General features: G+C 34.4%; 23 protein-coding genes. 17 read left to right on the top strand and 6 right to left on the bottom strand.

Going from position 1 to position 23,707, the window contains the following annotated elements:
* Window positions 1-295 precede the first annotated feature (295 nt).
* Both miaB and C2I06_RS03910 read left to right on the top strand, forming a co-directional pair.
* On the top strand, window positions 296-1,846 hold the full coding sequence (gene miaB, locus C2I06_RS03905) for a tRNA (N6-isopentenyl adenosine(37)-C2)-methylthiotransferase MiaB (RefSeq protein ID WP_095329319.1): 1,551 nt from the start codon (window positions 296-298) through the stop codon (window positions 1,844-1,846).
* Window positions 1,846-2,229 carry a YlbF/YmcA family competence regulator gene (locus C2I06_RS03910; RefSeq protein WP_123257485.1) on the top strand — a complete coding sequence of 128 codons (384 nt, stop codon included), beginning with the start codon at window positions 1,846-1,848 and terminating at the stop codon, window positions 2,227-2,229. Before miaB ends, C2I06_RS03910 begins: the two co-directional genes overlap by 1 nt.
* 116 nt (window positions 2,230-2,345) lie before the next feature.
* Here C2I06_RS03910 and C2I06_RS03915 read toward each other — a convergent pair whose 3' ends face one another.
* The 3 genes from C2I06_RS03915 to C2I06_RS03925 all read right to left on the bottom strand — a co-directional run bounded on the left by C2I06_RS03915 (window position 2,346) and on the right by C2I06_RS03925 (window position 3,572).
* Window positions 2,346-2,699: a hypothetical protein gene (locus C2I06_RS03915; protein ID WP_095329251.1), complete on the bottom strand. Its 354-nt coding sequence runs from the start codon at window positions 2,697-2,699 to the stop codon at window positions 2,346-2,348.
* A gap of 108 nt (window positions 2,700-2,807) precedes the next feature.
* Window positions 2,808-3,116 carry a hypothetical protein gene (locus tag C2I06_RS03920; protein WP_095329252.1) on the bottom strand — a complete coding sequence of 103 codons (309 nt, stop codon included), beginning with the start codon at window positions 3,114-3,116 and terminating at the stop codon, window positions 2,808-2,810.
* Between the two features lie 36 nt (window positions 3,117-3,152).
* Entirely contained in the window at window positions 3,153-3,572 is a 420-nt protein-coding gene (locus C2I06_RS03925) for a hypothetical protein (RefSeq protein WP_095329253.1), read from the bottom strand.
* Between the two features lie 338 nt (window positions 3,573-3,910).
* On the opposite strand from C2I06_RS03925, the gene C2I06_RS03930 reads away from it, so the two are divergent.
* Entirely contained in the window at window positions 3,911-4,462 is a 552-nt protein-coding gene (locus tag C2I06_RS03930) for an outer spore coat protein CotE (RefSeq protein ID WP_095329254.1), read from the top strand.
* 101 nt (window positions 4,463-4,563) lie between these two features.
* On the opposite strand, the gene C2I06_RS03935 is transcribed toward C2I06_RS03930, so the two are convergent.
* The gene (locus C2I06_RS03935) at window positions 4,564-4,788 is read right to left on the bottom strand and encodes an excalibur calcium-binding domain-containing protein (RefSeq protein ID WP_370999621.1); all 225 of its coding nucleotides are present in this window, start codon (window positions 4,786-4,788) and stop codon (window positions 4,564-4,566) included.
* 306 nt (window positions 4,789-5,094) lie between these two features.
* Between C2I06_RS03935 and mutS the strand changes: the two genes are divergently transcribed.
* The 13 genes from mutS to C2I06_RS04000 all read left to right on the top strand — a co-directional run bounded on the left by mutS (window position 5,095) and on the right by C2I06_RS04000 (window position 21,760).
* The gene (gene mutS, locus C2I06_RS03940) at window positions 5,095-7,713 is read left to right on the top strand and encodes a DNA mismatch repair protein MutS (RefSeq protein WP_123257486.1); all 2,619 of its coding nucleotides are present in this window, start codon (window positions 5,095-5,097) and stop codon (window positions 7,711-7,713) included.
* 330 nt (window positions 7,714-8,043) lie between these two features.
* A complete protein-coding gene (mutL, locus tag C2I06_RS03945) occupies window positions 8,044-9,960 on the top strand; it encodes a DNA mismatch repair endonuclease MutL (RefSeq protein WP_123257487.1) in 1,917 nt (638 codons plus the stop codon).
* A gap of 338 nt (window positions 9,961-10,298) precedes the next feature.
* Entirely contained in the window at window positions 10,299-10,787 is a 489-nt protein-coding gene (locus C2I06_RS03950) for a hypothetical protein (RefSeq protein WP_164463612.1), read from the top strand.
* A 377-nt stretch (window positions 10,788-11,164) separates the two neighbouring features.
* Window positions 11,165-11,497: a hypothetical protein gene (locus C2I06_RS03955; RefSeq protein WP_095329259.1), complete on the top strand. Its 333-nt coding sequence runs from the start codon at window positions 11,165-11,167 to the stop codon at window positions 11,495-11,497.
* A gap of 403 nt (window positions 11,498-11,900) precedes the next feature.
* On the top strand, window positions 11,901-13,817 hold the full coding sequence (locus C2I06_RS03960) for a BglG family transcription antiterminator (RefSeq protein ID WP_095329260.1): 1,917 nt from the start codon (window positions 11,901-11,903) through the stop codon (window positions 13,815-13,817).
* A gap of 181 nt (window positions 13,818-13,998) precedes the next feature.
* A complete protein-coding gene (locus C2I06_RS03965) occupies window positions 13,999-14,289 on the top strand; it encodes a PTS sugar transporter subunit IIA (RefSeq protein ID WP_123259104.1) in 291 nt (96 codons plus the stop codon).
* 14 nt (window positions 14,290-14,303) lie between these two features.
* Window positions 14,304-14,615, top strand: coding sequence for a PTS sugar transporter subunit IIB (locus C2I06_RS03970; RefSeq protein ID WP_095329262.1), 312 nt, complete (start codon window positions 14,304-14,306; stop codon window positions 14,613-14,615).
* A gap of 73 nt (window positions 14,616-14,688) precedes the next feature.
* The gene (locus C2I06_RS03975) at window positions 14,689-14,991 is read left to right on the top strand and encodes a PTS sugar transporter subunit IIB (RefSeq protein WP_095329263.1); all 303 of its coding nucleotides are present in this window, start codon (window positions 14,689-14,691) and stop codon (window positions 14,989-14,991) included.
* 78 nt (window positions 14,992-15,069) lie between these two features.
* Complete coding sequence (locus tag C2I06_RS03980) at window positions 15,070-16,356, top strand: PTS sugar transporter subunit IIC (RefSeq protein ID WP_123257489.1); 1,287 nt, start codon at window positions 15,070-15,072, stop codon at window positions 16,354-16,356.
* Between the two features lie 198 nt (window positions 16,357-16,554).
* On the top strand, window positions 16,555-19,173 hold the full coding sequence (locus C2I06_RS03985; RefSeq protein ID WP_123257490.1) for a glycosylhydrolase-like jelly roll fold domain-containing protein: 2,619 nt from the start codon (window positions 16,555-16,557) through the stop codon (window positions 19,171-19,173).
* Window positions 19,174-19,819: 646 nt separating this feature from the next.
* A complete protein-coding gene (locus C2I06_RS03990) occupies window positions 19,820-19,990 on the top strand; it encodes a sporulation protein Cse60 (protein ID WP_095329266.1) in 171 nt (56 codons plus the stop codon).
* 36 nt (window positions 19,991-20,026) lie between these two features.
* Window positions 20,027-20,245, top strand: coding sequence for a hypothetical protein (locus C2I06_RS03995; RefSeq protein WP_123257491.1), 219 nt, complete (start codon window positions 20,027-20,029; stop codon window positions 20,243-20,245).
* 735 nt (window positions 20,246-20,980) lie between these two features.
* Window positions 20,981-21,760, top strand: coding sequence for an EcsC family protein (locus C2I06_RS04000; protein ID WP_123259105.1), 780 nt, complete (start codon window positions 20,981-20,983; stop codon window positions 21,758-21,760).
* 91 nt (window positions 21,761-21,851) lie between these two features.
* On the opposite strand, the gene C2I06_RS24830 is transcribed toward C2I06_RS04000, so the two are convergent.
* Complete coding sequence (locus tag C2I06_RS24830) at window positions 21,852-21,992, bottom strand: hypothetical protein (protein WP_164463613.1); 141 nt, start codon at window positions 21,990-21,992, stop codon at window positions 21,852-21,854.
* A gap of 200 nt (window positions 21,993-22,192) precedes the next feature.
* Complete coding sequence (locus tag C2I06_RS04005) at window positions 22,193-22,786, bottom strand: DedA family protein (RefSeq protein ID WP_164463791.1); 594 nt, start codon at window positions 22,784-22,786, stop codon at window positions 22,193-22,195.
* A gap of 454 nt (window positions 22,787-23,240) precedes the next feature.
* Here C2I06_RS04005 and psiE point away from each other — a divergent pair, with 454 nt between their 5' ends.
* Complete coding sequence (psiE, locus tag C2I06_RS04010) at window positions 23,241-23,669, top strand: phosphate-starvation-inducible protein PsiE (protein ID WP_123257492.1); 429 nt, start codon at window positions 23,241-23,243, stop codon at window positions 23,667-23,669.
* Window positions 23,670-23,707 lie beyond the last annotated feature (38 nt).

Here is a 23,707-nt window from a genome sequence, read left to right on the forward strand (position 1 = left end):
AGTATCTTTTTAGTTAAACAACAAGAAAATAGTAGAATGATATCTTTAAGACGTTGCTATTGTTTTCAAAAGATGAAAGGCTTATACTAGAATAATGAAAATATGTCTATAAAGAATAGTACATATGAAAAAGCAGCTATTATATGGATGGATGTTTTTCTTGTCAAAGTAGTTTTTATCGGTTCAATTTGAATCGATGGTGGGGAGAAAACACCAATCTATAAGAAGCCTAAACATGTATATTAACAAACTTATGGATGAAACCAAAATCATCGATAAGAGAGGAGTAGTTGAAATGAACGAAAACCAACGTTTAGAAGGACAGCAAATCGGAAGCAATAATTCTTCGGACAAAAAATCCGAAAAGGATTATAGCAAATATTTCGAAACAGTATACAAAGCCCCTTCTTTAAAAGATGCCAAAAGACGAGGAAAAGAGGAAGTCCGCTATGAGAAGGATTTCTCCATTTCCGAGCAGTTCCGCGGAATGGGTGAAGGGCGTAAATTCTACATTCGTACATATGGCTGTCAAATGAATGAACATGACACAGAAGTAATGGCAGGGATTTTCTTAGCTTTAGGCTATGAGGCAACAGATTCAGTCGATGACGCCAATGTTATTCTTCTTAATACTTGTGCGATTCGTGAAAATGCAGAAAATAAAGTATTTGGTGAATTAGGACATTTAAAGCATTTAAAAACGGAAAAGCCAGACCTTTTAATAGGTGTTTGTGGATGTATGTCACAAGAAGAATCTGTCGTAAACAAAATCTTAAAAACATACACACAAGTAGATATGATTTTCGGTACACATAATATTCACCGTTTACCAAATATTCTTCACGAAGCATATATGTCAAAAGAAATGGTCGTAGAAGTTTGGTCTAAAGAAGGGGATGTGATCGAGAACCTTCCTAAAGTACGTAATGGAAAAATTAAAGCATGGGTAAACATTATGTATGGCTGTGATAAGTTTTGTACCTATTGTATTGTTCCATATACTCGCGGAAAAGAGCGAAGCCGCCGTCCAGAAGATATTATCCAAGAAGTGCGTCATTTAGCAGCACAAGGGTATAAAGAAATTACATTGCTTGGTCAAAACGTAAACGCCTATGGAAAAGACTTTACAGATATTGATTTCCGTTTCGGAGATTTAATGGAAGAAATGCGCAAAATTGATATTCCGCGTGTTCGTTTCACAACAAGTCACCCACGTGATTTCGATGATCATTTAATTGAGGTGCTTGCTAAAGGCGGTAACTTAGTGGAACATATCCATTTACCAGTTCAGTCGGGTTCATCTGATGTGTTGAAAATTATGGCACGTAAATATACAAGAGAGCAGTATTTAGAATTAGTTCGCAAAATGAAAGCGGCTATTCCTAATTTAACTCTTACAACAGATATTATTGTTGGTTATCCAAATGAAACAGATGAGCAATTTGAAGAAACATTATCTCTTTATAAAGAGGTTGGTTTTGAAGCTGCTTATACATTCATCTATTCTCCACGTGAAGGAACACCTGCAGCACGAATGAAAGATAATGTTCCGATGGAAGTCAAAAAGGAACGCTTACAGCGCCTAAATGCTTTAGTTAATGAGTATTCTGCTAATTCCATGAAGAATTATCAAGGCCAAACGGTAGAGGTTCTTGTAGAAGGAGAAAGCAAGAATAACCCAGATGTGCTTGCTGGTTATACACGTAAAAACAAGCTAGTAAACTTTGTCGGACCAAAATCGGCTATTGGCAAACTTGTTTCTGTGAAAATTACCGATGCAAAAACATGGTCATTAAACGGAGAAATGATTGAGGTATTAGAAGCAGAAGCTGTTGAGGCAAACTAATGGCGAAATTCACACGAGAAGAAATTATCGAACGAACAGAGCAGCTTGCCAAAATGATTCGTGAGACAGAAGAAGTGGAATTTTACCAACGAGCAGAAAAACAAATCAATCAAAACCAAAAAGTAAATGATCGAATTGCCCAGATTAAAAAGCTTCAAAAACAAGCAGTTAATCTTCAGCACTATGGCAAAATTGCTGCTTTAAAAGATACTGAAGCAAAAATTGATGCCTTACAAAAAGAAATCGATGAACTGCCAATTGTCAGTGAATTTAAAGAATCACAAGAAATTGTTAACGATATGCTGCAAATGGTAACAAAAACGATCGCAGACACAGTAGAAACAGAAATCCTTTCTTCCGTTGAGAAGAAGAAAGAACAATAAGAGGCTGAGATCCAAGAACGAGCGATCGTAAAGATTCCTTGTGGTGTAATGCAATGGGTAGCATACTTTTTAAATAGAATGTTAACAAGTAAAACCAAGCATATCTTTGCTTGGTTTTACTTGTTTTGATTATTTAAAATATTGATCGCTCGTAAGAATGCTTTCCGATATTCTTGCTGTTCCTTCATAGCTGTTTGCAAGGTTGAAAGCAATGCTTTATTAAGCTGCTTTGTTTCTTTATCTTTGGCATTTCCGTTATTAACTGTTTGCAATAGAAATGTATAAACAAGAAATAAGACAGAGTAATTGTCTACATAAGTTAAGCTGACGGCACTTCCACCATTTCCTCCTTCTGCATGGGTGTTAACAGAAGGACCTCCTGTTTCTAGAATTTTATCAATAAGCTCCTCTGGTACCCCAAGCTCTTTTAGTTTCTCAGCAGTTAACCCAATATTTTTATCTTTAGCCATTCTTTAGCCTCCTTCTATTAGGTATGTAAAAGAAAAGGGCAATCATCAAGAAGATGTTGCCCTTTATTATATGCTTATCACTTATAGGAGTGCTTATTTTAAAGGTGATTAACCTTCGTTCACCATTTCAGGGCTATTTTGGTTGAAAGATACAGCAGTAGCAGCACCAGCAACGTTAGCATTAACTAAAATACCACCAACAAAGAAGTTTAATAAGTTAACACCTACAGCAGCACCACCAGCAGCACCAGAAGCAGAAAATTGGTTAGCTAGGTTACCGTTACCTTGAGTAGCATTAGTAAATCCGCGAAGTTCTGCTCCTTTGTTTCCAATGCCTTTACCTTTAGCAGTAACATCAGTACCAGCAACGCCAGAACCGTTACCTTTGTGACAATCAGATGTGCATTTAGACAACATTTGACTTCACCTCCTTTCAAAGAAAAGATTGATTACTTATTTTTTGATAAAATCTGAAAGATCTAGTGAAAAAATAGGCTTGCCGTTAACATTTAATTTAAGGTTCCCATCATCATTTGAAGCATCAATGACAGGTAATTTCTCTTGTAGCTTGCTTAGGGTGTCTTCACTTACAATGCTTTTTAGCGTTTCAGGATTAAGATGTGGTTTTACTTTTTCTTTAATTGAATCTAAATCAACCGTACTTGCAACTTTCTCCTTCATTGCATCCATTGTAGTTCCAGCTACATTCTCAGAAACACCTTTGGTTAACTTTTGGACTAATCCACCCATCTCTGAAGATAATTTAGTAATTAATTCTTGTGCGTATTTAGCTCTGTCCTCGCCAGTAACCTCTTTACCATTAACATTGAATTTAAAATCAAACTGATCGTTTTTATTAAATAACCCTGCCAACTTCCTCACCCCCTTACCGTATACTACAGTATATAGAGATTAGAACAAGCTGTATCCGCGAATGTATTAATACAAACGCATATTTTTTTAAAAGCAAAAAAAAGAGCTGAATAGATAAGGTTTTTTTCATTAATAAAGAAATAAGGAAAGTGCTTTTTAGAATTGATAAAAAGAAGGATAGATGTCTAGAAAAATGGCTAATATCGGCACACTTACCCAAGTTTTACATACAATGAAGTAGATTTAAGCATTACTTATCGTCTTTAAAAATTGTCGCACACTAGACTCCTATCCCGCATAGGATGAAATGAAAATGAATGAGGAGGTTTCGCTCGAACATGGGAGAATATAGAGAGATTATTACAAAGGCAGTCGTAGCGAAAGGACGTAAATTTACAAAATCCAATCATACTATCTGCCCAGACAACAGCCCATCAAGTATCTTGGGCTGCTGGATTATCAACCATACGTATGAAGCAGAAAAGGTTGGTAAAACAGTAGAAATTTGTGGATACTTTGATATTAACGTTTGGTATTCTTATAATGATAATACACAAACGGAAGTAGTAACAGAGCGTGTGAAATATACAGATGTCATTAAATTAAAATATCGTGATCCTGACTGCTTAGAAGACCATGATGTTATTGCACGCGTTTTGCAACAACCAAACTGCATTGAAGCAGTGATTTCGCCAAATGGCAATAAAATCATTGTCCATGTAGAAAAAGAATTTATCGTGGAAGTTATCGGAGAAACAAAAATCTGTGTGGAGGTTTGCACAGACGAATGTGGCAAGGAAGATGACGATGCCTGGTTTAAAGATGAAGTAGAAGATGAAGAATTTGAGGAATTAAATCCAGACTTCCTTGTAGGCGGGGAAGAAGAGTAAAGGCTAGGAGCTTTTCCTAGTCTTTTTTTCTATTAATGATTCATTAATAATCAATAATAGAAAAGCCTTTTTCCAATTCGCATAAGAAAAAGGCAGGAAGATTATCTTTCACAAGCAATTCCGTCTTTATCACGGTCCATTTTTTTGTTTGCGTTATATAAGGCTTTAGATACATACGGTTTGTACTTTGTTTTTCCACCCTTATTTTTGGTGCTTTTGGATTTAGCAACGCCACCCTTATAATCTTTGTTTAGGGCTGTACAATTTTTATACGTTTTAACCTTCGTTTTTGCTTCAGCACTTGAATGTGGCATAAAACTGACCATAAGAACAATTGTTAAAAGAATAGATAGAATACGTTTCAAGATAATTGCTCCTTTTCCTAAAATTAACTTTTATTGCAAGCTAAATTATAAAAGATTTGCTCGCGAATTACTAGTATTATTTTTAAAAATAATACTGGAATGGAGCACAATGGAATGAACTAGTTATCACATCTAACTTCATACAAAAAAGCAAGTGTTTTTTCAGAGATATTCATAGTCTTTTCCCAATACCACCCACTGAAATATTCTATTTCTTTATGTTATAATGGGAGAATAATAGATTTGGACAGGATTTTGGAGGAAGTTATGACAACATATACGCCCATGATACAACAATACTTACAAGTGAAGGCAGATTATCAGGATGCCTTTTTATTTTTTCGTTTAGGAGACTTTTATGAAATGTTCTTTGATGACGCCATCAAAGCATCACAGGAGCTTGAAATCACTTTAACAAGCAGAGAAGGCGGAGGAGCAGAGCGAATTCCCATGTGCGGTGTTCCGCATCATTCTGCTGCCAACTATATTGAACAGCTAGTCGAACGCGGCTATAAAGTGGCTATTTGTGAACAAACAGAAGACCCGAAACAAGCAAAGGGAGTTGTGAAAAGAGAGGTCGTTCAGCTGATTACCCCTGGAACGATGATGGAAGGAAAGAACCTTTCCGATAAAGAAAATAACTATATTGCCACTATCTCTTTATTTGCAGAAGAGCAATTTGGCTTTGCTTATAGCGATTTATCGACAGGGGAAAGCAAAGCAACTCTTCTTAAGGGAATAGACTCTTTATTAAATGAACTATCCTTATCGGGAGCAAAAGAAGTAGTAATTTCTGACGATTTCTCGAAAGAGTATCAGAAACGGTTACAGGAAAGAGGTACGTTAACTCTTTCGATTGAAAATGAGCTGGATGAAAAAGATGTGCATCTGCCATTATTGCAAGGTATTCAAGAACAGCAGTTAAGAAATACGGTTGTCCGCTTGTTTAATTATCTATATCGCACACAAAAGAGAAGCTTGGATCACTTACAACCGGTTTCGATCTATGTGATTGATCAATTTATGAAGATTGATTATTTTTCTAAGCGGAACTTAGAATTAACGGAAACGATTCGCTCAAAAGGAAAAAAAGGATCACTTCTTTGGTTATTGGATGAAACGAAAACCGCGATGGGCGGACGACTTTTAAAACAGTGGATTGATCGTCCACTCTTAAATAAGGAAGAGATTAAATATCGCCAAAATCTCGTCGAGACGATGATCGGACATTACTTTGAACGCCAAGATTTGCGGGAAAAATTAAAAGAAGTATATGATTTAGAACGTTTAGCAGGACGAGTTGCTTTTGGAAATGTTAATGCGAGAGATCTTGTCCAGCTAAAAAAATCGTTACAACAAGTACCGATTATTCAGCAAATTGTTGCATTGTTTGGTTCAAAGGAAGCTATAAAATTGGCTGAAGACCTAGATCCTTGTGAAGATATCACTGATTTACTGGAGCGAGCTATTGTTGAAAATCCACCGTTGTCTATTAAAGAAGGAAATATTATTTTAGACGGCTACCATCCTGAATTAGACAGTTACCGCGATGCAAGTCGAAACGGCAAAACATGGATTGCTCAGCTAGAAAGAGAAGAACGGGAAAAAACAGGCATTAAATCGCTGAAAATCGGCTATAATCGTGTATTCGGCTACTATATAGAAGTAACAAGAGCAAACGTCCATCTTTTACAAGAAGGACAGTATGAGCGTAAACAAACCCTTGCTAATGCGGAGCGTTATATCACGCCAGAATTAAAAGAAAAAGAAAGTCTAATTCTGCAAGCTGAAGAAAAAATGGTTGAATTAGAATACGAGATTTTTACAACCATCCGGGAGACCATTAAAGAGTATATTCCACGCTTACAAAACCTTGCAAAAACTGTAAGCACACTAGATGTGCTCCAATGTTTCGCAACAGTAAGTGAGGACCGCCGCTATGTGAAGCCTGTCTTTTCAAATGATCGTACGCTCTCTGTCAAAAATGGCCGACACCCTGTAGTAGAAAAGGTAATGAACGCGCAAAGCTATGTAGCAAATGACTGCACCATGCATAAAGATAGAGAATTGCTGTTAATTACTGGACCAAATATGTCTGGTAAAAGTACGTATATGCGCCAAATTGCCTTAACAAGCATTTTAGCGCAAATCGGCTGCTTTGTACCAGCAGATGATGCAGTGCTGCCGTTATTTGACCAAGTATTTACGAGAATAGGAGCGGCAGATGATCTTATTTCTGGCCAAAGTACGTTTATGGTGGAGATGCTGGAAGCAAGAAACGCACTCCTGCATGCTACTAATAATAGTTTAATTTTATTCGATGAAATTGGTCGGGGCACAAGCACATATGATGGAATGGCACTGGCCCAAGCGATTATCGAGTACATTCATCATGAAGTTGGCGCAAAGACTTTATTCTCTACTCACTATCATGAGCTGACTGTGCTTGCAGACGAACTTCCATCATTAAGCAATGTTCACGTCAGTGCAATGGAGCAAAACGGAAAAGTTGTTTTCCTGCATAAAATAAAAGAGGGCGCAGCAGACAAGAGTTACGGGATTCACGTTGCACAGCTTGCTGAATTGCCAGAAGCATTGATTGAACGAGCACAAGAGCTATTAACAAGCCTTGAGCAAAAGGATCAATTTGCTGGAGAAACAGCAGTGGCAGTAATCGAAAAACCGGTTGTGAAAGCTGAAATAGCCGAAGAAGAGGCACAATTATCCTTCTTTGAAACAGAAGAGAAAAAACCGCAAAAGGCGATTTCTACGAAAGAAAAGCAAATCGTCAATAAACTAAAAGACTTAGATATATTAGAAATGACGCCAATGCAGGCATTAAATACATTATATGAACTTCATAAAAAAGTCCGAAATGATCGATAAAGTGGGTTAGGGTGATAGAGTGTAAAGTCAGTGGTATGAACGCATAGAAATGGAAATACGTTGGGGAAAATGGTGTTCATAAGGAGAATGAAAGCCGAAAAATCGAGGAACATTGGAAAAAGTGGTGTTCATAAAGAGAGTGAAAGCCATGAAACCAAGGAACGTTGGAAAAAACGGTGTTCATAAGCAGGATGAAAGCCGAAACACCAAGAAGCGCTAGAAAAAACGGTGTTCATAGGCAAGAAGATAGCTACAAATTCGACCATTTCAGCTGATACACTGCCCAACACATGAAAACAGAAAAAAGTAAGAAAGAAAAGAGGAGAAAAAATGGCAAAGATTATTCAACTGGATGATGCACTTTCGAATAAAATTGCTGCAGGTGAAGTTGTTGAGCGGCCAGCCTCTGTTGTAAAAGAATTAGTAGAAAATAGTATCGATGCAAAAAGTACTTCAATTGAAATTTTTATCGAAGAAGCTGGTTTACAAAGCATTCGTATTCTTGATAATGGACAAGGAATTGACGAAGAGGATGTTTTAACTGCTTTTTCCAGACATGCAACAAGTAAAATAAAAGACGAAAATGACTTATTTCGAATCCGTACCCTTGGATTTAGAGGCGAGGCACTACCGAGTATTGCCTCTGTCTCTCAAGTCACCTTGACCACTTCTACCGGAGAAAAAGGGACAACAGTAGAGCTTAAAGGCGGACATTTAGTGAAACAGGAAGGAGCGCCGGGAAGAAGGGGAACAGAGATCATTGTCAGCGATTTGTTCTTCAATACGCCAGCAAGATTGAAATATATGAAATCGATTCATACAGAGCTAGGTAATATTACCGATATCGTCAACCGCCTTGCCCTTGCGCATCCTGATATTAGTTTTCGCTTAGTGCATAACGACCGCAAGCTCCTTCATACAAATGGTAATGGGGATGTAAGACAAGTACTTGCGGGTATTTATGGCTTAAATATAGCCAAAAAAATGATACCAATTTCAGCAAGTACTCTTGATTTTAAACTAAGCGGCTATATGGCGCTGCCAGAAATTACGCGGGCATCACGGAACTATATTTCCACAATGATTAATGGCCGCTTTATTAAGAACTATTCTCTTGTCCGCAGTATTCAGGAAGGCTATCATACGTTATTGCCTATTGGCAGATATCCGATTGTTCTTTTAAATGTTGAAATGGATCCAATCCTTGTTGATGTTAACGTTCATCCATCGAAAATGGAAGTGCGCTTTAGCAAAGAACAAGAATTATACGAACTTGTCAGTAATACGATTAAATCGGCATTTAAGAAAAAGGAGCTTATTCCAGCAGGACTTATCCGCGAGAAAAAGCCAGCTCCGAAAGAAGAGCAAGCGGCCTTTAGCTTTGATACGATTCGCGAATCGGCAATGCCAGTATCTGTTCCCAAAATGGAGCCTACTTTTTCCAATCCAACAACAGAACAGGTAGAAAAGCCGAGTTGGAGCGAACCTCTTGAAGACACACCAAGCAGTTGGCCATCTGGAGAAAGTGAAGAAGAATCAACCATAACAGATGGCACAGCCTTTTTCTTTGGACAGGAAGGGAATAGTAGTATCCCTCCTGCAACAGAAGAAGAGATAGAGGAAACATGGGAAGAGGAAGAAATAGCTGACGTGGCAGAGGGTCCGAGAGTTCCGCCCCTTTATCCAATTGGGCAAATGCATGGAACTTATATTTTTGCACAAAACGAAAGAGGCCTATATATTATCGACCAGCATGCAGCTCAAGAACGAATCAAATACGAATTTTTCCGGGAAAAGGTTGGCGAAGTCCATAAGGAATTACAAGAAATGCTTATCCCATTAACATTAGATTATTCCTTAGATGAATGGATGAAAATAGAAGAAAATAAAGCTGAGCTCGAAAAAGTCGGCGTATTTCTCGAACCATTTGGCCAGCAAAGCTACTTAGTACGCTCCCATCCACAATGGTTCCCTAAAGGAGAAGAAAAAGAAACAATCGAAGAAATGATTGAACAAGTACTCTCGATGCGAAAAGTAGATATCAAGCTTTTACGAGAAGAAGCTGCCATCATGATGAGCTGCAAGGGATCCATTAAAGCAAATCGCCATTTGCGAAATGATGAGATTCAAAGTTTATTGGACGAACTTCGAACAACATCCGATCCATTTACCTGTCCGCATGGTAGACCGATTATTGTGCATTATTCTACTTATGAAATGGAGAAAATGTTTAAGCGTGTGATGTAATTATTTTGTAGAGAGGTTACAATTAATTTGACCACATTTTGATCACTTTTACTTGTCTGAGCTAAATTTAAGGAATGTTTTTGTGAGGTTTTTAACTGAGTAGTCTTGCATATTAGGTGACAGAGATTTGTTATCATAATTAGTCTAACAAAATGTTTACCTCCAAATCTTATCTTTCAGAATAAGCTATACCAAAATCATTATCAGAAATTATAAAGCGAGAACAAATTAATAATACTATTACTGTCCCCCGCTCATTTAAGTGGGGGTTTTTTAATTTCTATGTGTATAAAATGAATAATTGTAAGTTAAACTATTCAAAAAAAGTGGTGATTGTTTTGAACAAAATTATTGAAAATCTTGACATTCATGCTAAAGGGATTTGGGTTCCTATTGTTTGGGCAGTATTATTATTAATTATGGTATTATTTATGCCAAAGGAAAAAATGAATGGGCTGCAAATTTATTGTACTTATGGCGTAATTAGTGCTATTACCTGGATTGCCAATAGTGTATTTGCAATATATTTAGATTGGGTAAATTTTGGGAGAGGGGAATCTACTGGAATTGGGGAGCTGCTAACATACGCACTTATTCCATCATCATTAGCAATATGGTTTCTAAATAAATTGCACAGAGATAAACGTATGAAACGAACACTATTATTTGCATTATTGTCTTTGTTCATTGAGTGGACATGCCATATATCAGGATTCATGGAATATAAAGGATGGAATTTGCTTTATAGCATACCTGTATATATAATCATTTATTACTTTTTCTTACCTTTCCACTATAGGTTAATAAAAGATATAAAAGTCAGCTGAATCTAGTATTGTGATGATAAGCCCTATTCTTTGGAGTAGGGTATTATTATTTGTGGGTTCTTTAGTGGTTTCCGATGTTATTAAGGGTTCCCAAACTATAAGGGGACCTTTAGTTGAGAAAAAAAGGTGTTTAAGGCTAGGAAATATTTAAAGAATTTAATGTGATTGTTGCGGAATAATTATGAGAAATAGTTTTAACAGATTGCTTCATTGACAATAAGTATTTAATGGCACTACTCGTATTCTTCTTACAAAAGAGAAAAAACAGATGATATGCAATATGGTTCAAAATTCCTATAAAATGGTCAAACTTAAAGTCGAACCTTATTTTCACTTGTGCATAAACTACAGTGAATTTAAATGGGGAGGCTAATGCCGTGGAAAATAATAGAGATATAATGGAATCATCTTCAAGTCATCATGAACATCACCATCATCATCATAAAAAGGATCATGATCATTATAAACACAAATTTCATCCGAAATGTCACAAGCACTTATTTGAATTTATTCAAATAGAAACAAGAGATGGTGAAGTTCACCAAGGGATTCTCCATAGTTATGATGATGAAAACGTATACTTATTGGTAACGGGTCATAATCAAAGCGAAGATAGTCGATTAATATTTCCGTTCAGAAGATTTGGACTTTTTGCATTCCCATTCTTTGGAATAAGAAGATTCGGTCCATTTTTCCCTCTTTGGTGGTAAAATTGAGTTTATAACAAATAATTATGAATATGGAGATACAATAATTGCTCGTTATAAAGAGGGGAAGGAATGATCAGTTTCTTCCCTCACTTTCTCCCTGCTTATTGAGCAGGGCATTTTTATGCCAAATATTTCAGCTTTTCTAAATTATTTTAGGGTTTTATGTAAATATGAATCTTAAATTCTATTATGGTTAGCACTTCTTATTAAATGGTTAAACTAGAGTTGGAGTTTAGAAGGTTCAAAATAAGCCCAAAATATATCATCTTGGATTATTAGCTAAAAAACTACTTTTTCATCCTTAACAAAAATTTTCCTAACATAATGGAAAATCTTTGTACCCCAGCATTTGTGAAAACGCTTTATAATTAAATGAAGAATACTTATGAGGGGAGGAGAATCTATGAATGCGAGGCAACAACAGATTTTAAAAGCGCTGATTTCAGAAAAGAAGCCAATTAGTGGTGAACAAATAGCCTCTATAATTCAAGTTAGCTCTCGAACAATTCGTAATGATTTAAGAGAAATTGACAATCAGTTAATGAATGCAGGAGCGAATATCGTTTCTGTTAGAAGCCGTGGTTATCAACTTGAGGTTTGTGATGAATGCAAATTCAAACAATTTATTTCTCAATTTATTGAGTTTGAAAAAAATGTCCCAGTTGAACCAGAAGATAGGGTTCACTATTTATTGAAAAAGTTTCTATTAAGACAAAATTATTTTAAAGTAGAGGATTTGGCAGATGAATTATTTGTTAGTAAATCAACATTAAAAAATGATTTAAAGGATGTAAAAGTTATTTTACAGCAATTCAATTTGAAGCTTGCTCAAAAAGCAAAGTATGGATTGAGACTTGCAGGTTCAGAAAGAAATATTAGATTTGCAATTTCAGAGCTATTATTCCGCAGACCTTCTATTATAGAAGAAAAGTTAAAAAGACAGTCATGGCTATTGCCAGAAGATAGTATGGAATTAATTCGAGAGACAGCGCTAAGAGAACTAAAAGCATTTGATCTTAACTTATCTGATATAGCCTTACATAATTTAGTAGTACATATTGCTATTGCCTGCCAAAGAATAAAAAGTAAGCAGTACGTGGACAGTTTAAATGAAGTTGAAGAGAATATCCAAAATAAAAAGGAATATATCGTGTCAAAAAGAATTATCAAAAGCATGGAGAAAATGCTGAATCTGGAGTTTCCAAGAGGAGAAATAGTGTATGTAACTATGCACTTATTAGGAAACAGATTGTTATTAAATAAAAACCAGCCAGAACTATTAAATAGTTTTAATTACAATATCATAGAAACTGTTAAACGTATGATAAGCAATGTTGAGGAACAAATGAGTCTCAACATTGGCAATGATAAGGAGCTACTAGTTGCTATTAGCCTACATCTTAAGCCTGCACTTCATCGGGTTAAATATCAGATGAATATATATAATCCAATGTTAGAGGCAATAAAAGTTAACTATCCAATCGCATTTGAGGCTGCTATTATAGCAGGAAAGGTAATTGAGGAGGACTTCGATATTGTCATTAATGAAAATGAGATTGGTTACATTGCACTTCATTTTGGTGCAGCAATTGAAAGATCTAAATTAAAAATAAAACCAAAAAGATGTCTAATTGTTTGTACCACTGGACATGGTAGTTCGCAATTATTACTTTATAAGATGCGTGCAAAGTTTGGTAATAAAATATCAATAATTGGTACAACCGAATTATATAACCTTTCTATGTACGAAGAAGATGATATTGATTTTATAGTCAGTACTGTTCAATTGCCAAGCACCATCAAGATTCCTCACGTAGTAGTAAGTACACTCCTAGGGACTAGTGAACTAACAGAGGTTGAACAAATGATTGGGGATACTCAAGAATCAATTATAAATAAGTATTTAGTTGAAGAATTAATATACGCACATCTATCATGCAAAACACCTGAAGAAATAATAACCTATCTTGGAGAGGAACTTATTAAAAAAAAGATGACTGAGGAAGGGATTGTTGAAACGATAATGGACAGAGAACAGGTAGCTTCAACAAGCTATGGTAATCTGGTTGCAATTCCTCATCCATTAGAGGCAAAGTCCCCGCATACATTTTGGACAATCGCGACATTAGAAAAGCCAATTGATTGGGGAAAACATAAGGTGCAGTTGGTCTGTCTTCTTCATGTAGCGGATGATAACAAAGAAGAGTTGAAACCGATGTATGATACACTATTTCGATTTATTGACGATCGTGATATTGTTCAAAAAATTATCAATGCTCTAGATTCCTGCACCATAATGAAATTAATAAAAGAGATGTAACCAATTTAACTTGGTAGGATGATTTTTAGTTTTGATTAATTATATATGATTAAAAGGCCAATTTCTTTCCACTAGTAATGGAAAAACATAAACTTTAATTGGAAGCGTTTTAAAATTATAGTTTAGTTAAGGAATTAAATATGAAAAAGAAGGTGACAACTTGGAAAATCAAGAGATTATTATGGGAATTATCATTTACGGAGGAAATGCTAGAAGTTGTGCCATGAGGGCAATAGTAGAAGCTAAAAATGCCCATTTTGAAGAAGCAGAAAAATTAATGGAAGAAGCAAGGGAAGAGTTAAATAAAGCCCATAGAATCCAAACAGATTTAATTCAAGCAGAGGCAAGAGGAGAAAGCTCAGAGGTATCTTTGTTAATGGTTCATGCACAGGATCACTTAATGAATGCCATGACAGTTAGAGACTTATCAATTGAAATTATTGAACTAACTAAGAAAACGATAAACTTATAGAAAGGGGAGAAATTATGAAAAAAATCTTACTCGTCTGCGCAGCAGGAATGTCAACAAGCTTGCTTGTTAGAAAAATGGAACAAGCAGCTAAAGAAAAAAACGAAGAAATAATAATTTGTGCAACGGGACAAGGGGAGGTGAAAAAAAATATTAGAGATACTGATATTTTACTTTTAGGCCCCCAAGTCTCCTATAAAGAAGATAGTTTTATAAAAGAATATGGTGGTGTGAAAGGAATTCCTGTAAAAGTAATTAATACAGTAGACTATGGAATGATGGATGGAAAAAAAGTTTTAGAGTGGGCTTTAAGTCTGATTAATAAATAGTTATCTAAAGTTACGTTTGCTTAGATACTTTATGAGTTAAGTATATTTATTAAAAATATTTGGGGGATTATATATGAGAAAAATAATTTTACTATGTTCTGCAGGTATGTCAACAAGCATTTTAACTAGAAATATGCGACAAGAAGCAGAAAAAATGAATTATAAATGTACGATTGATGCATATGCATTGTCAGAAGCGGTTAATGTTGCAAACGATGCAGATTTTATCTTACTTGGTCCTCAAGTTCGTTATCAGCTTAATACTATCGTTCAAAAGTTTCAACACTGTCCAGTTGAAGCTATTAATGCGACTGATTATGGAATGGTTAATGGAAAGAAAATCATGGAATATGTCAAAAATGTGTTAGGAGATTAGGATTTTGATAAGTAAATAATATTAATTCGTTAATCTCTTCATTGAAAAGAAGAATGATCTATTAGGGGGAGTAGTAGAATGAATAATTTAGAAAAAATACTTGGTCCTGCTTCTAACTGGATAAATAATAATAGAATTATCCAATCCATTTCTAAAGGCTTAATGAGCTTAATGAGTGTTTTGATATTAGGATCATTTGCAACTATATTTCAAAATTTACCTATTGAAGCATATCAATCATTTTTAACTACGAGTGGTTTAGGAGGAATTTTCACGACCTTATCAAATATTACTATTAATCTTCTTGCATTGTATGCTGCATTTAGTATCGCATATACTTATGTAGGTAATTTTTCGGATTATGACTCATTTACAGGAGGATTACTGGGATTATTAGCTTTTTTATTAGTAACACCATTAACCACGACTGGTGAAGGATTTATGGCTATAACAAATTTACCTTTAGAATGGTTGGGAGCAAAGGGAATTTTTGTAGCTATGTTTTGTGCAATAGTGTCCTCCATTATTTATATAAAATTATCAGATAAAGGCTTAATCGTAAAATTGCCAGACAGTGTTCCAGAATTTGTTGCAAAGTCGTTTAATGGCATTATACCTTCTGTTCTCATTGGTATCCTTTTTGGAACGATAACACTAGGACTTTCACATACTGAGTTTGAGAACTTTCATAATGCAGTTTATACTTTAATCGGTTCACCATTAAGTGTAATCGGTACAAGTATATGGGCTGGTATTATCATTTATGTGTTGACTGGGTTATGCTGGTTCTTAGGAATTCATGGCATTGCTGTTGTATCTGTCATAATGCCAGTTTGGATAGCAGCAGATGCCGAGAATATGGCAGCGGTTGCAGCAGGGCAGGTAGGACCTAATATTATCACATACAATTGGATTAATGCAGTTTCCTCCCCAGGTGGTGCAGGAGCTACAATCGGCTTAGTAATTTGTGTATTATTGTTTGCAAAATCGTCTCGTTATAAAATATTTGGTAAGGTTGCAACTATACCATCTCTTTTCAATATTAATGAACCTGTTGTTTTTGGATTTCCGATGATGTTAAACCCAATTTTATTCATACCGTTTGTATTTACCCCTGTTTTATTCATTATAATTGGGTATATACTTACCTCCATGGGAATTTTACCAATGCCTACCGGTGCAGGCGGTCCTGGAGGAACTCCGCTTATTATTCAAGGATTAATGATGGGTGGATGGAAATATGCAGTTTTTCAGTTGATTGCTACAATCGTGTCTACTTTAATTTACTTTCCATTCTTTAAGGTATTGGATAAAAAGGCGGTAGAGGAAGAAATGAAAAGTAATGATGTAAAAATTTCTGTTTGATAATAAGACTGAACATTATGAATATTAACATTTTTCAGTGGGATACTAGGTAAATTACAATCAAATAAGAATATGTAAGAGGAAGATGAGTAATCAAGTAGCTTGTGAGAAGAAGGGATACTTGGTTGCTCCTCCCTAATTAAAGTGGATATCACAGCTAAGTTGTATATTAGAAAGAAATGGTAGGGAGAGATAGTGATGAAGAGAGTGAAAGAGGTATTAGATAATAAAAATGATAATTACATATTACCTTTTTTTTGGCTTCACGGAGAAGATAATGACATTTTAAGAGATTATGTAAAAAAAATATATGAATCAGGGATTAAAGCATTCATTGTTGAATCTAGGCCACATCCTGATTTTCTTGGTGAGAGTTGGTGGGAAAACATGGATACACTGATGGAAGAAGCGAAAAAGCTGGGAATGAAGGTTTGGTTATTAGATGATTCTCATTTTCCTACAGGATATGCGAATGGAAGAGTGAAAAATGATTATCCTCAATATATAAAAAAATATTTAAAAATCCATCAGTTAGACTTTGTAGGACCATTAGAGGATGCCACTATATTAGTTAATCGTGGCAATACAAAACAGTTATTTTCAAAAGAGAAAGAATATATACCTGATAAGCTACTAAAAATAATAGCTGCAAAGAGAACAGGTAATAGTAGTTTTGATTCCACCAGTTTTATTGATATCACGAACTTTGAAATTAATGGAATTTTAAATTGGAGTATACCTGAGGGTCAATGGCGCATTTTTGTGTTGATGGAAACAATAGATGGGGGAGAGCCGCAAACAGAAGGGTATTTAAACCCATTGGAATCACAAGCTACTCAAATATTAATTGATGAGGTTTATCAACCTCATTACAAACGCTATCAATCAGAATTTGGCAAAACGTTTGCAGGTTTTTTTTCGGATGAACCGAGATTTGGTAACATGCATGGAGCGGAAGGATCTATTGGAAGAAAGGAGATGGTCTATCCTTGGAGAGAAGGTATGTTAGAAGAATTTTTCTTAGATGATTATGTATTTCTACCTTTACTGGAACCAATTGAGTCTGATGGTAAAGAAAAAGAAGTTCGGTTGAAGTATATGGATATTGTTTCTAAAGAATATAGTAATAATTTTACAGGAGTATTAGCGGAATGGTGTCAGAAAAGAAATGTGGAATATATTGGTCATTTAATAGAAGATAATAATTCACATGCACGACTAGGATATGGAGCTGGACACTTTTTTCGTGCGATTAAACCACAAGATATGTCTGGAATTGATGTTGTTCTTAATCAAATAATGCCAGGAATGGATAAAAATATTAATAAGTCCATAACAAAAATGGGGTGGGATGGTGAATTCTTTCATTATGGTCTAGCTAAAATGGGAGCCTCACTTGGTCAGCTTGATAGAAAAAAAGGGGGCAGAACGATATGTGAAGTGTTTGGAGCATATGGCTGGGCGGAAGGACTTTCATTAATGAAGTTTATTGTCGATCACATGCTAGTTAGAGGAGTTAATCACTTTATACCTCATGCATTTAGTCCTAAAACATTTCCTGATCCCGATTGTCCACCACATTTTTATGCTAATGGACATGATCCAGAATTTAGATATATGTATATTTTAAATAATTATATAAATAGGATAAGTCATTTGTTTAATGGTGGGAAACATATTGCGAAAGTAGGTATTCTTTATCATGCGGAAGCTGAGTGGCTTGGTAACTATATGCTGTTTCAAGAACCTGCTCGTGTATTGATGCAACATCAAATAGATTTTGACATTATTCCAATTGATTATGTTATGGAGAGTAAAATTACGAATAACGAATTCCTTATTAACAATAACGAATTTCATACATTGATTATTCCCTATGCAGAATCGTTACCTTTATCATTTATGGAGAAAGTAGAAGCGATGTCTAAGAATGGAATAAATATATATTTTGTAAATAATTATCCATTATATAGCGAAAAAAACCAAAGGTTGGATGAAAGCTTTTTTAGTGGAACCAATAAGGTTAATTTAGAATCATTAGGAGAGGAATTGAAAATAAAAGGAACGGAACTGATAGTTAGTGAATACCAACCGTACTTAAGATATTACCATTATGAGCATATAGATGGGAACCTTTATATGTTTTTTAATGAAGATCCTTATCAAGAAATCAATACAGTAGCTGAACTTAATTCGGAGAAAGTACTCTTAAAATATGATGGATTTAATAACGAGTTATTGTCATATGATCAATTTAATAAAGAAGGAAAAAAACAAATACCGATACAGTTACAACCTAATGAATCATTGATACTTGTAGATAGTAATAAGTTTGAGGGGATGATAACTAAAAATGTAAATCAATTGGAGGGAAAAGAGACTATCCTCCAATTAAAGTGGAAAGTTGAATTTTGTACCGCCTTAGAATACCCCACATTTGGTAATTTGCAGGAATTAAATAATTTGATTAATATAAATAAACTTCCTGGTTTGGAAAATTTTTCAGGTAATTTTAAGTATACTTCTACATTTAATAGTATCGATCTAACAGGTGATAGATTTATATTAGATTTAGGAATAGTAAATGAAATTGCTGAGGTAAAACTGAATGGAGAATTGGTTGGAATAAAAATATGTACTCCATATAGTTTTGAAATAACGGATTATCTACAGAAAGGAATAAATCATTTAGAAATCGTAGTGGTGGATAATTTAGGGAAGAAAGAACAGGACTTTTTTTCTCAATTTATACCTATGAAGCCATCAGGTTTATTAGGGCCTGTAAAAGTGATTGAGTATAAAGGTAATTATAGTTAGTAGAAAAGAAATTTAATAGCCTAATACAGGTATTATTTAGTTTGTTAGGCTGATTTAAAGATGATGATGCTTCTTTAAAGAAATGTCTGCTAACCCGCGGCCGCGGGATGGTACTCTTTCTGTTACCGAAGGGCTACTAAGCAGTGGAAAAGGTGAAATGATCGATAGGCGAGGACAAAAAAATCTTCTATGGTAATTAATTAATGGCTATTTCAGTTTTTCTATATCTGATGTAGCCATTTTATTTTGTTTTTAAAATTATTGGATTACAATTTTAAAACACAAAATCATAAATCTTTTAAAAGGTGATTAATCATGTTTGTATAGATAATTGAGAAAACTTTTCTTTATTATCTTTAATGAATAGTTCTATACCAAATCCAGCAAAATCTATTTTTAGTAAAGTCCTTTTCTTTTAATTGAAACTTTTTAATTATTCAAAACGTATTTCTCTAGAAAGGAGGGAGTTAATTCACTATATTTTTTCCGTAAATGCCTTTCTATTTTGTTAATTGCCATGGTGGCAATAATAGTTGGATGTTCGGCTGAAAGGGAACAAAATATAAAACATCTATGGATATAAAAATTACTTAAAGAGATTGTTCAATTAATAATACAATAATTAGGAAAAGGCAGGTACAACCTTATGATTCAAACAAAAGTTATTTCGGAGAAAAATAAAAAATTCGAGAAACATTTAAATAAAGCGTTAAAGGAATTGGAAAATCATGAAGTAATGGATATTAAGTTCGCTGTGAACAATGACCCTATAACAGAAGAGGGAATTTATACAGCCGTTATATTATATAAAGCATAAGTTTACGAAGAATGCATCCTGTCTGGGATGCTTTTCTTGTCGGAGAAAAGTTGGGAAGTGTTATTCTGCCTTTTTAGCGTCAATAATAATACCTATATTTTATTTAATTTTCTTGTAAAAATAACCAAATTTAAAAGAGGACTTAAGAGGAATGTTTGGAGTGAAGAAGAGAGCAGCTATACGTTAAGTAATTTAACTAATAGAGATATAGAAGTGGCAGAAAACCACTTCCAAGTGAAATTACCGAAAGCATAAATTATAATTCGAAAGAAGAACGGAGGAGAGTTACAATACAATGCATTACCGATATCCCTAAATCAAATGGAAAGGTGATGATAATATTTTAATAGAGCATCTATTAGGGATAATCTGTTACGCTTACGATGCCAACAGGAAATACAACTGTCAAAGAGGTAAAAGTGCTGGGTGAATCTTCCAAAGCAGTAACCTATTTAGAGCATTTTACTGATGATTTTTCAAGAGAATATAGATATTGAAGTGATTACGGAATAGAGAATACCAAAGAAGAGGAAAAGGAAGTTAATTAGAATTGGATGATCGCCTTGCACAAAAGCAATGTGAATGATTTAGAATACTTGCATAACAGGCCTGCTTAATAGTTGCAAGGCTTTTTATTGTTTATTTTGCATAAGTGTTTATTTAAATAAATAAAAAATAGCTTTTAAAAGATGAGGATAATATGTTCCTATGTAATAATAGGCATTATTTTTATATGTAGGCCATTCTCTATATGCGTTAGCATTATTGATTCATACAGTGAACAACACACTCCCTAGTAAGATAAAAGAGAGCATGAGCATCGAGTAGAATAACTCTCTTTTTAATGAATCTTTTTTATATGAAAACTCGTATAAATGATTATCTTAAAAAACGAGTGAAATCAAATCTCGTCATTTCAATTCATTATGCATTTAAAAATAATTCGAAAAATGGGAGAAACAAATGGAATTGTTAAACAAAGATAAAGCAATGGAAAATCAAAAGCTGCTTAGAAAGAAATTAAAGAATATTGAAAAATGGGAGAAAAATCAAAAAGGTTTGTTCTTTTGGGAAAAAATCGGAAGACTTCCATTTGTGCTATTGGATAAATTGACACCGACATACATCCAAGAGAAAATACATATACTATTAGATGAAATTGCCGTATATATTGATAATGGCGGACAGTATCTCGTGGATAATGAGAAAACATTGTATAAAGTTAAAAAAGAATTATCGTTAAAGGAAGATGTGAAATTGGAAGATATAAAACATTTTCCGATTGATTCTATGGAACAGACAGCAGAAACCTTTATCAAAAATCGTGCGAAAAATGCCCAAATTCAAGGGGCTACAACTGGTTTTGGCGGTATTTTTACACTAGCTGTTGATATCCCCCTTATCTTTGGAATTACGTTGAAAACCATCCAAGAAGTAGCAGTAGCATATGGTTATGACCCTTCAAATAAGGAAGAGCGAATATTTATGATTAAATGTATGCAATTTACTTCTTCTGATATAGTTGGAAAAAGAGCCATTTTAAATGAATTGACCAATGCCTCTAAGGAGGAAGGTTTCGCACAGCTACAAGGGTGGAGAGAGGTGTTTGCTTCTTATCGAGATAATTTCGGATGGAAAAAACTTTTTCAAATGATACCAGTAGCGGGAATGATTTTTGGTGCCTATATGAATAAAGCAGCCATAAAAGAGGTAGGGGAAGTTGCTAATATGCTTTATCAAAAACGAAGAATATTGGAAAGAATTGGCTAAATAGTTGAACAGTTAGAAATCCAACCATATGATAAGGGAGGAAAGGGCAAAAGAAGAGCCCCCTTGATGGAACTAGAGGGCAGCTTTTAAATTATTTTCTTTTCGATTCCTGGATGGATACATGCTTTGGCCTTTTTGGATAGGATGCTTTTCTTGAATCATCTGGACCAGTAAGATCATTTCGCTGATCGAGAACTTTTTCCGTAAACTCAACTGGAATTTCTTTTTTCATCTTTACCACCTCCATTTAATAGGATGGGTAAAAATAAAAATCCAATCACAGGTAAATTTTCCATTTCCGATTTTAGCAGTAATCTCGATAGCGAGGGGGACATAGAAGTATTGCTACATTCACTTAATCTATTATTACAGGAAAAAAAGAAACTAGCTTCAGTATGGTTTAAATACATGCTGGAGCTAGTCCTTTTTCAACTATTGTACCTTTACTTTTTTACGTTTAGTAAACAGAAAAATAATAATAAATATTGCGATAGGGATTAATAAATAGTTCGTATATTGACCAAATACTTCGCCCGCTTTTTTCCATTGAGGTCCTAATTTATAACCTAAATAGACATACATCGCTGTAATGGGAAGCATGGCTAAATAAGTATAAATGATAAATTTCCATATATTCATTTTGGCCATTCCACAAGGAATCGAAATAGCCGTTCGGACTAACGGAATGAATCGTCCTAAAAAGGCGATACTTCCACCATATTTTTCAAAAAATTGATCCGATTTAGTAATATGTTCATCCTTTAAAAGAAAAAAATTTTTGAACTTCATAATGGCAGCTCTTCCACCATATCGGCCTAATGCATATAAAGTGAGTGGTCCCAATACACCACCAATCGAACCCGCAAAAATAGCCATATATAAATTCATATCTCCTTCATATACCCAATAGCCAGCTAACGGTAGTACCAGTTCTGCTGGAACAAATTCAAAAGTTAGTGCAAGCATAATACCAAAATATGAAAGTCCTTTAAAGGCCTCTATCATTTGTAAAATCAAATCTTCTATGGAAATCTCCTCCTATTATTTATGATAACGCAGAATTCAAACTACATCTTTATATGTAAGGCGAAAGTAAGTCTTTTACGTTATAGGTTATGTATTATTGCTTTAATATCAATAAAGGAAAATTATACTATACAATTGTAAACCTGTCGAATAGGATTTAGCATAGCAAAGAAGAGTGAGGAACAGTTATCTCAAAATTGCTATTGTTATATGTCGAAAAATATAGTTTTGACGAAAGGTCTCGAAGACAGAAGTATGGTGAAAGGAAAGATTTACAGCAAAATACGTCATTAAGAAAGGGGATTTATATTAGCGATAGCCTGATAGGAGCATAGATTTGGAAAGGAAAAGATGGTGTAAATGAGAAGTATTAAAAAGCCTCCTTTTTAATGGTTAATAATACAAAATGGCTCATATTAAATAGATAACATACCTAATAAAAGGAGCTAGATGGATGCAAAGTGTAAGAGCAAATCTAATCAAGTTTTTTACGCAACTGCCTATATTTTTACAAGCATTATTGAATAGCTGTTTGTTTCTTATAGGGATAACATTGAGTTTTTTTCTTATAAAAGAAACATGGTTTATCTTTTCCTATGTCGCTTTTGTAACAGAGGATGAAAGAGATTATTATTTATTTACTGAGGAACTGCTAACTTTCTTCTTATACTTTGAATTTATAGCTTTAATCATCAAGTATTTTGATTCGCATTTTCATTTTCCATTACGCTATCTCATTTATATTGGTATTACAGCTATAGTAAGATTAATTATTGTGGAGCATGATGCGCCCATTAATGCCTTCTGGTGGGCATTGGCTATTCTTATTTTGATTATTTCATTATTATTAACGAATTTAAGAATTCTCAAGAGGGATTATTAGTAATACTTTTGAAAGAAGAAAAGAAGAGATCTTTTACC

Origin of the sequence: Niallia circulans, from assembly GCF_003726095.1 — a bacterium.
GTDB classification, from domain to species: Bacteria; Bacillota; Bacilli; order Bacillales; family Cytobacillaceae; genus Niallia; species Niallia circulans_A.

Coding starts and splice junctions, on each gene's coding strand:
- miaB (WP_095329319.1), top strand. CDS start 296: ATGAACGAAAACCAACGTTTAGAAGGACAGCAAATCGGAAGCAATAAT.
- C2I06_RS03910 (WP_123257485.1), top strand. CDS start 1,846: ATGGCGAAATTCACACGAGAAGAAATTATCGAACGAACAGAGCAGCTT.
- C2I06_RS03915 (WP_095329251.1), bottom strand. CDS start 2,699: ATGGCTAAAGATAAAAATATTGGGTTAACTGCTGAGAAACTAAAAGAG.
- C2I06_RS03920 (WP_095329252.1), bottom strand. CDS start 3,116: ATGTTGTCTAAATGCACATCTGATTGTCACAAAGGTAACGGTTCTGGC.
- C2I06_RS03930 (WP_095329254.1), top strand. CDS start 3,911: ATGGGAGAATATAGAGAGATTATTACAAAGGCAGTCGTAGCGAAAGGA.
- C2I06_RS03935 (WP_370999621.1), bottom strand. CDS start 4,788: ATGGTCAGTTTTATGCCACATTCAAGTGCTGAAGCAAAAACGAAGGTT.
- mutS (WP_123257486.1), top strand. CDS start 5,095: ATGACAACATATACGCCCATGATACAACAATACTTACAAGTGAAGGCA.
- mutL (WP_123257487.1), top strand. CDS start 8,044: ATGGCAAAGATTATTCAACTGGATGATGCACTTTCGAATAAAATTGCT.
- C2I06_RS03960 (WP_095329260.1), top strand. CDS start 11,901: ATGAATGCGAGGCAACAACAGATTTTAAAAGCGCTGATTTCAGAAAAG.
- C2I06_RS03965 (WP_123259104.1), top strand. CDS start 13,999: ATGGGAATTATCATTTACGGAGGAAATGCTAGAAGTTGTGCCATGAGG.
- C2I06_RS03970 (WP_095329262.1), top strand. CDS start 14,304: ATGAAAAAAATCTTACTCGTCTGCGCAGCAGGAATGTCAACAAGCTTG.
- C2I06_RS03975 (WP_095329263.1), top strand. CDS start 14,689: ATGAGAAAAATAATTTTACTATGTTCTGCAGGTATGTCAACAAGCATT.
- C2I06_RS03980 (WP_123257489.1), top strand. CDS start 15,070: ATGAATAATTTAGAAAAAATACTTGGTCCTGCTTCTAACTGGATAAAT.
- C2I06_RS03985 (WP_123257490.1), top strand. CDS start 16,555: ATGAAGAGAGTGAAAGAGGTATTAGATAATAAAAATGATAATTACATA.
- C2I06_RS03990 (WP_095329266.1), top strand. CDS start 19,820: ATGATTCAAACAAAAGTTATTTCGGAGAAAAATAAAAAATTCGAGAAA.
- C2I06_RS04000 (WP_123259105.1), top strand. CDS start 20,981: ATGGAAAATCAAAAGCTGCTTAGAAAGAAATTAAAGAATATTGAAAAA.
- C2I06_RS24830 (WP_164463613.1), bottom strand. CDS start 21,992: ATGAAAAAAGAAATTCCAGTTGAGTTTACGGAAAAAGTTCTCGATCAG.
- psiE (WP_123257492.1), top strand. CDS start 23,241: ATGCAAAGTGTAAGAGCAAATCTAATCAAGTTTTTTACGCAACTGCCT.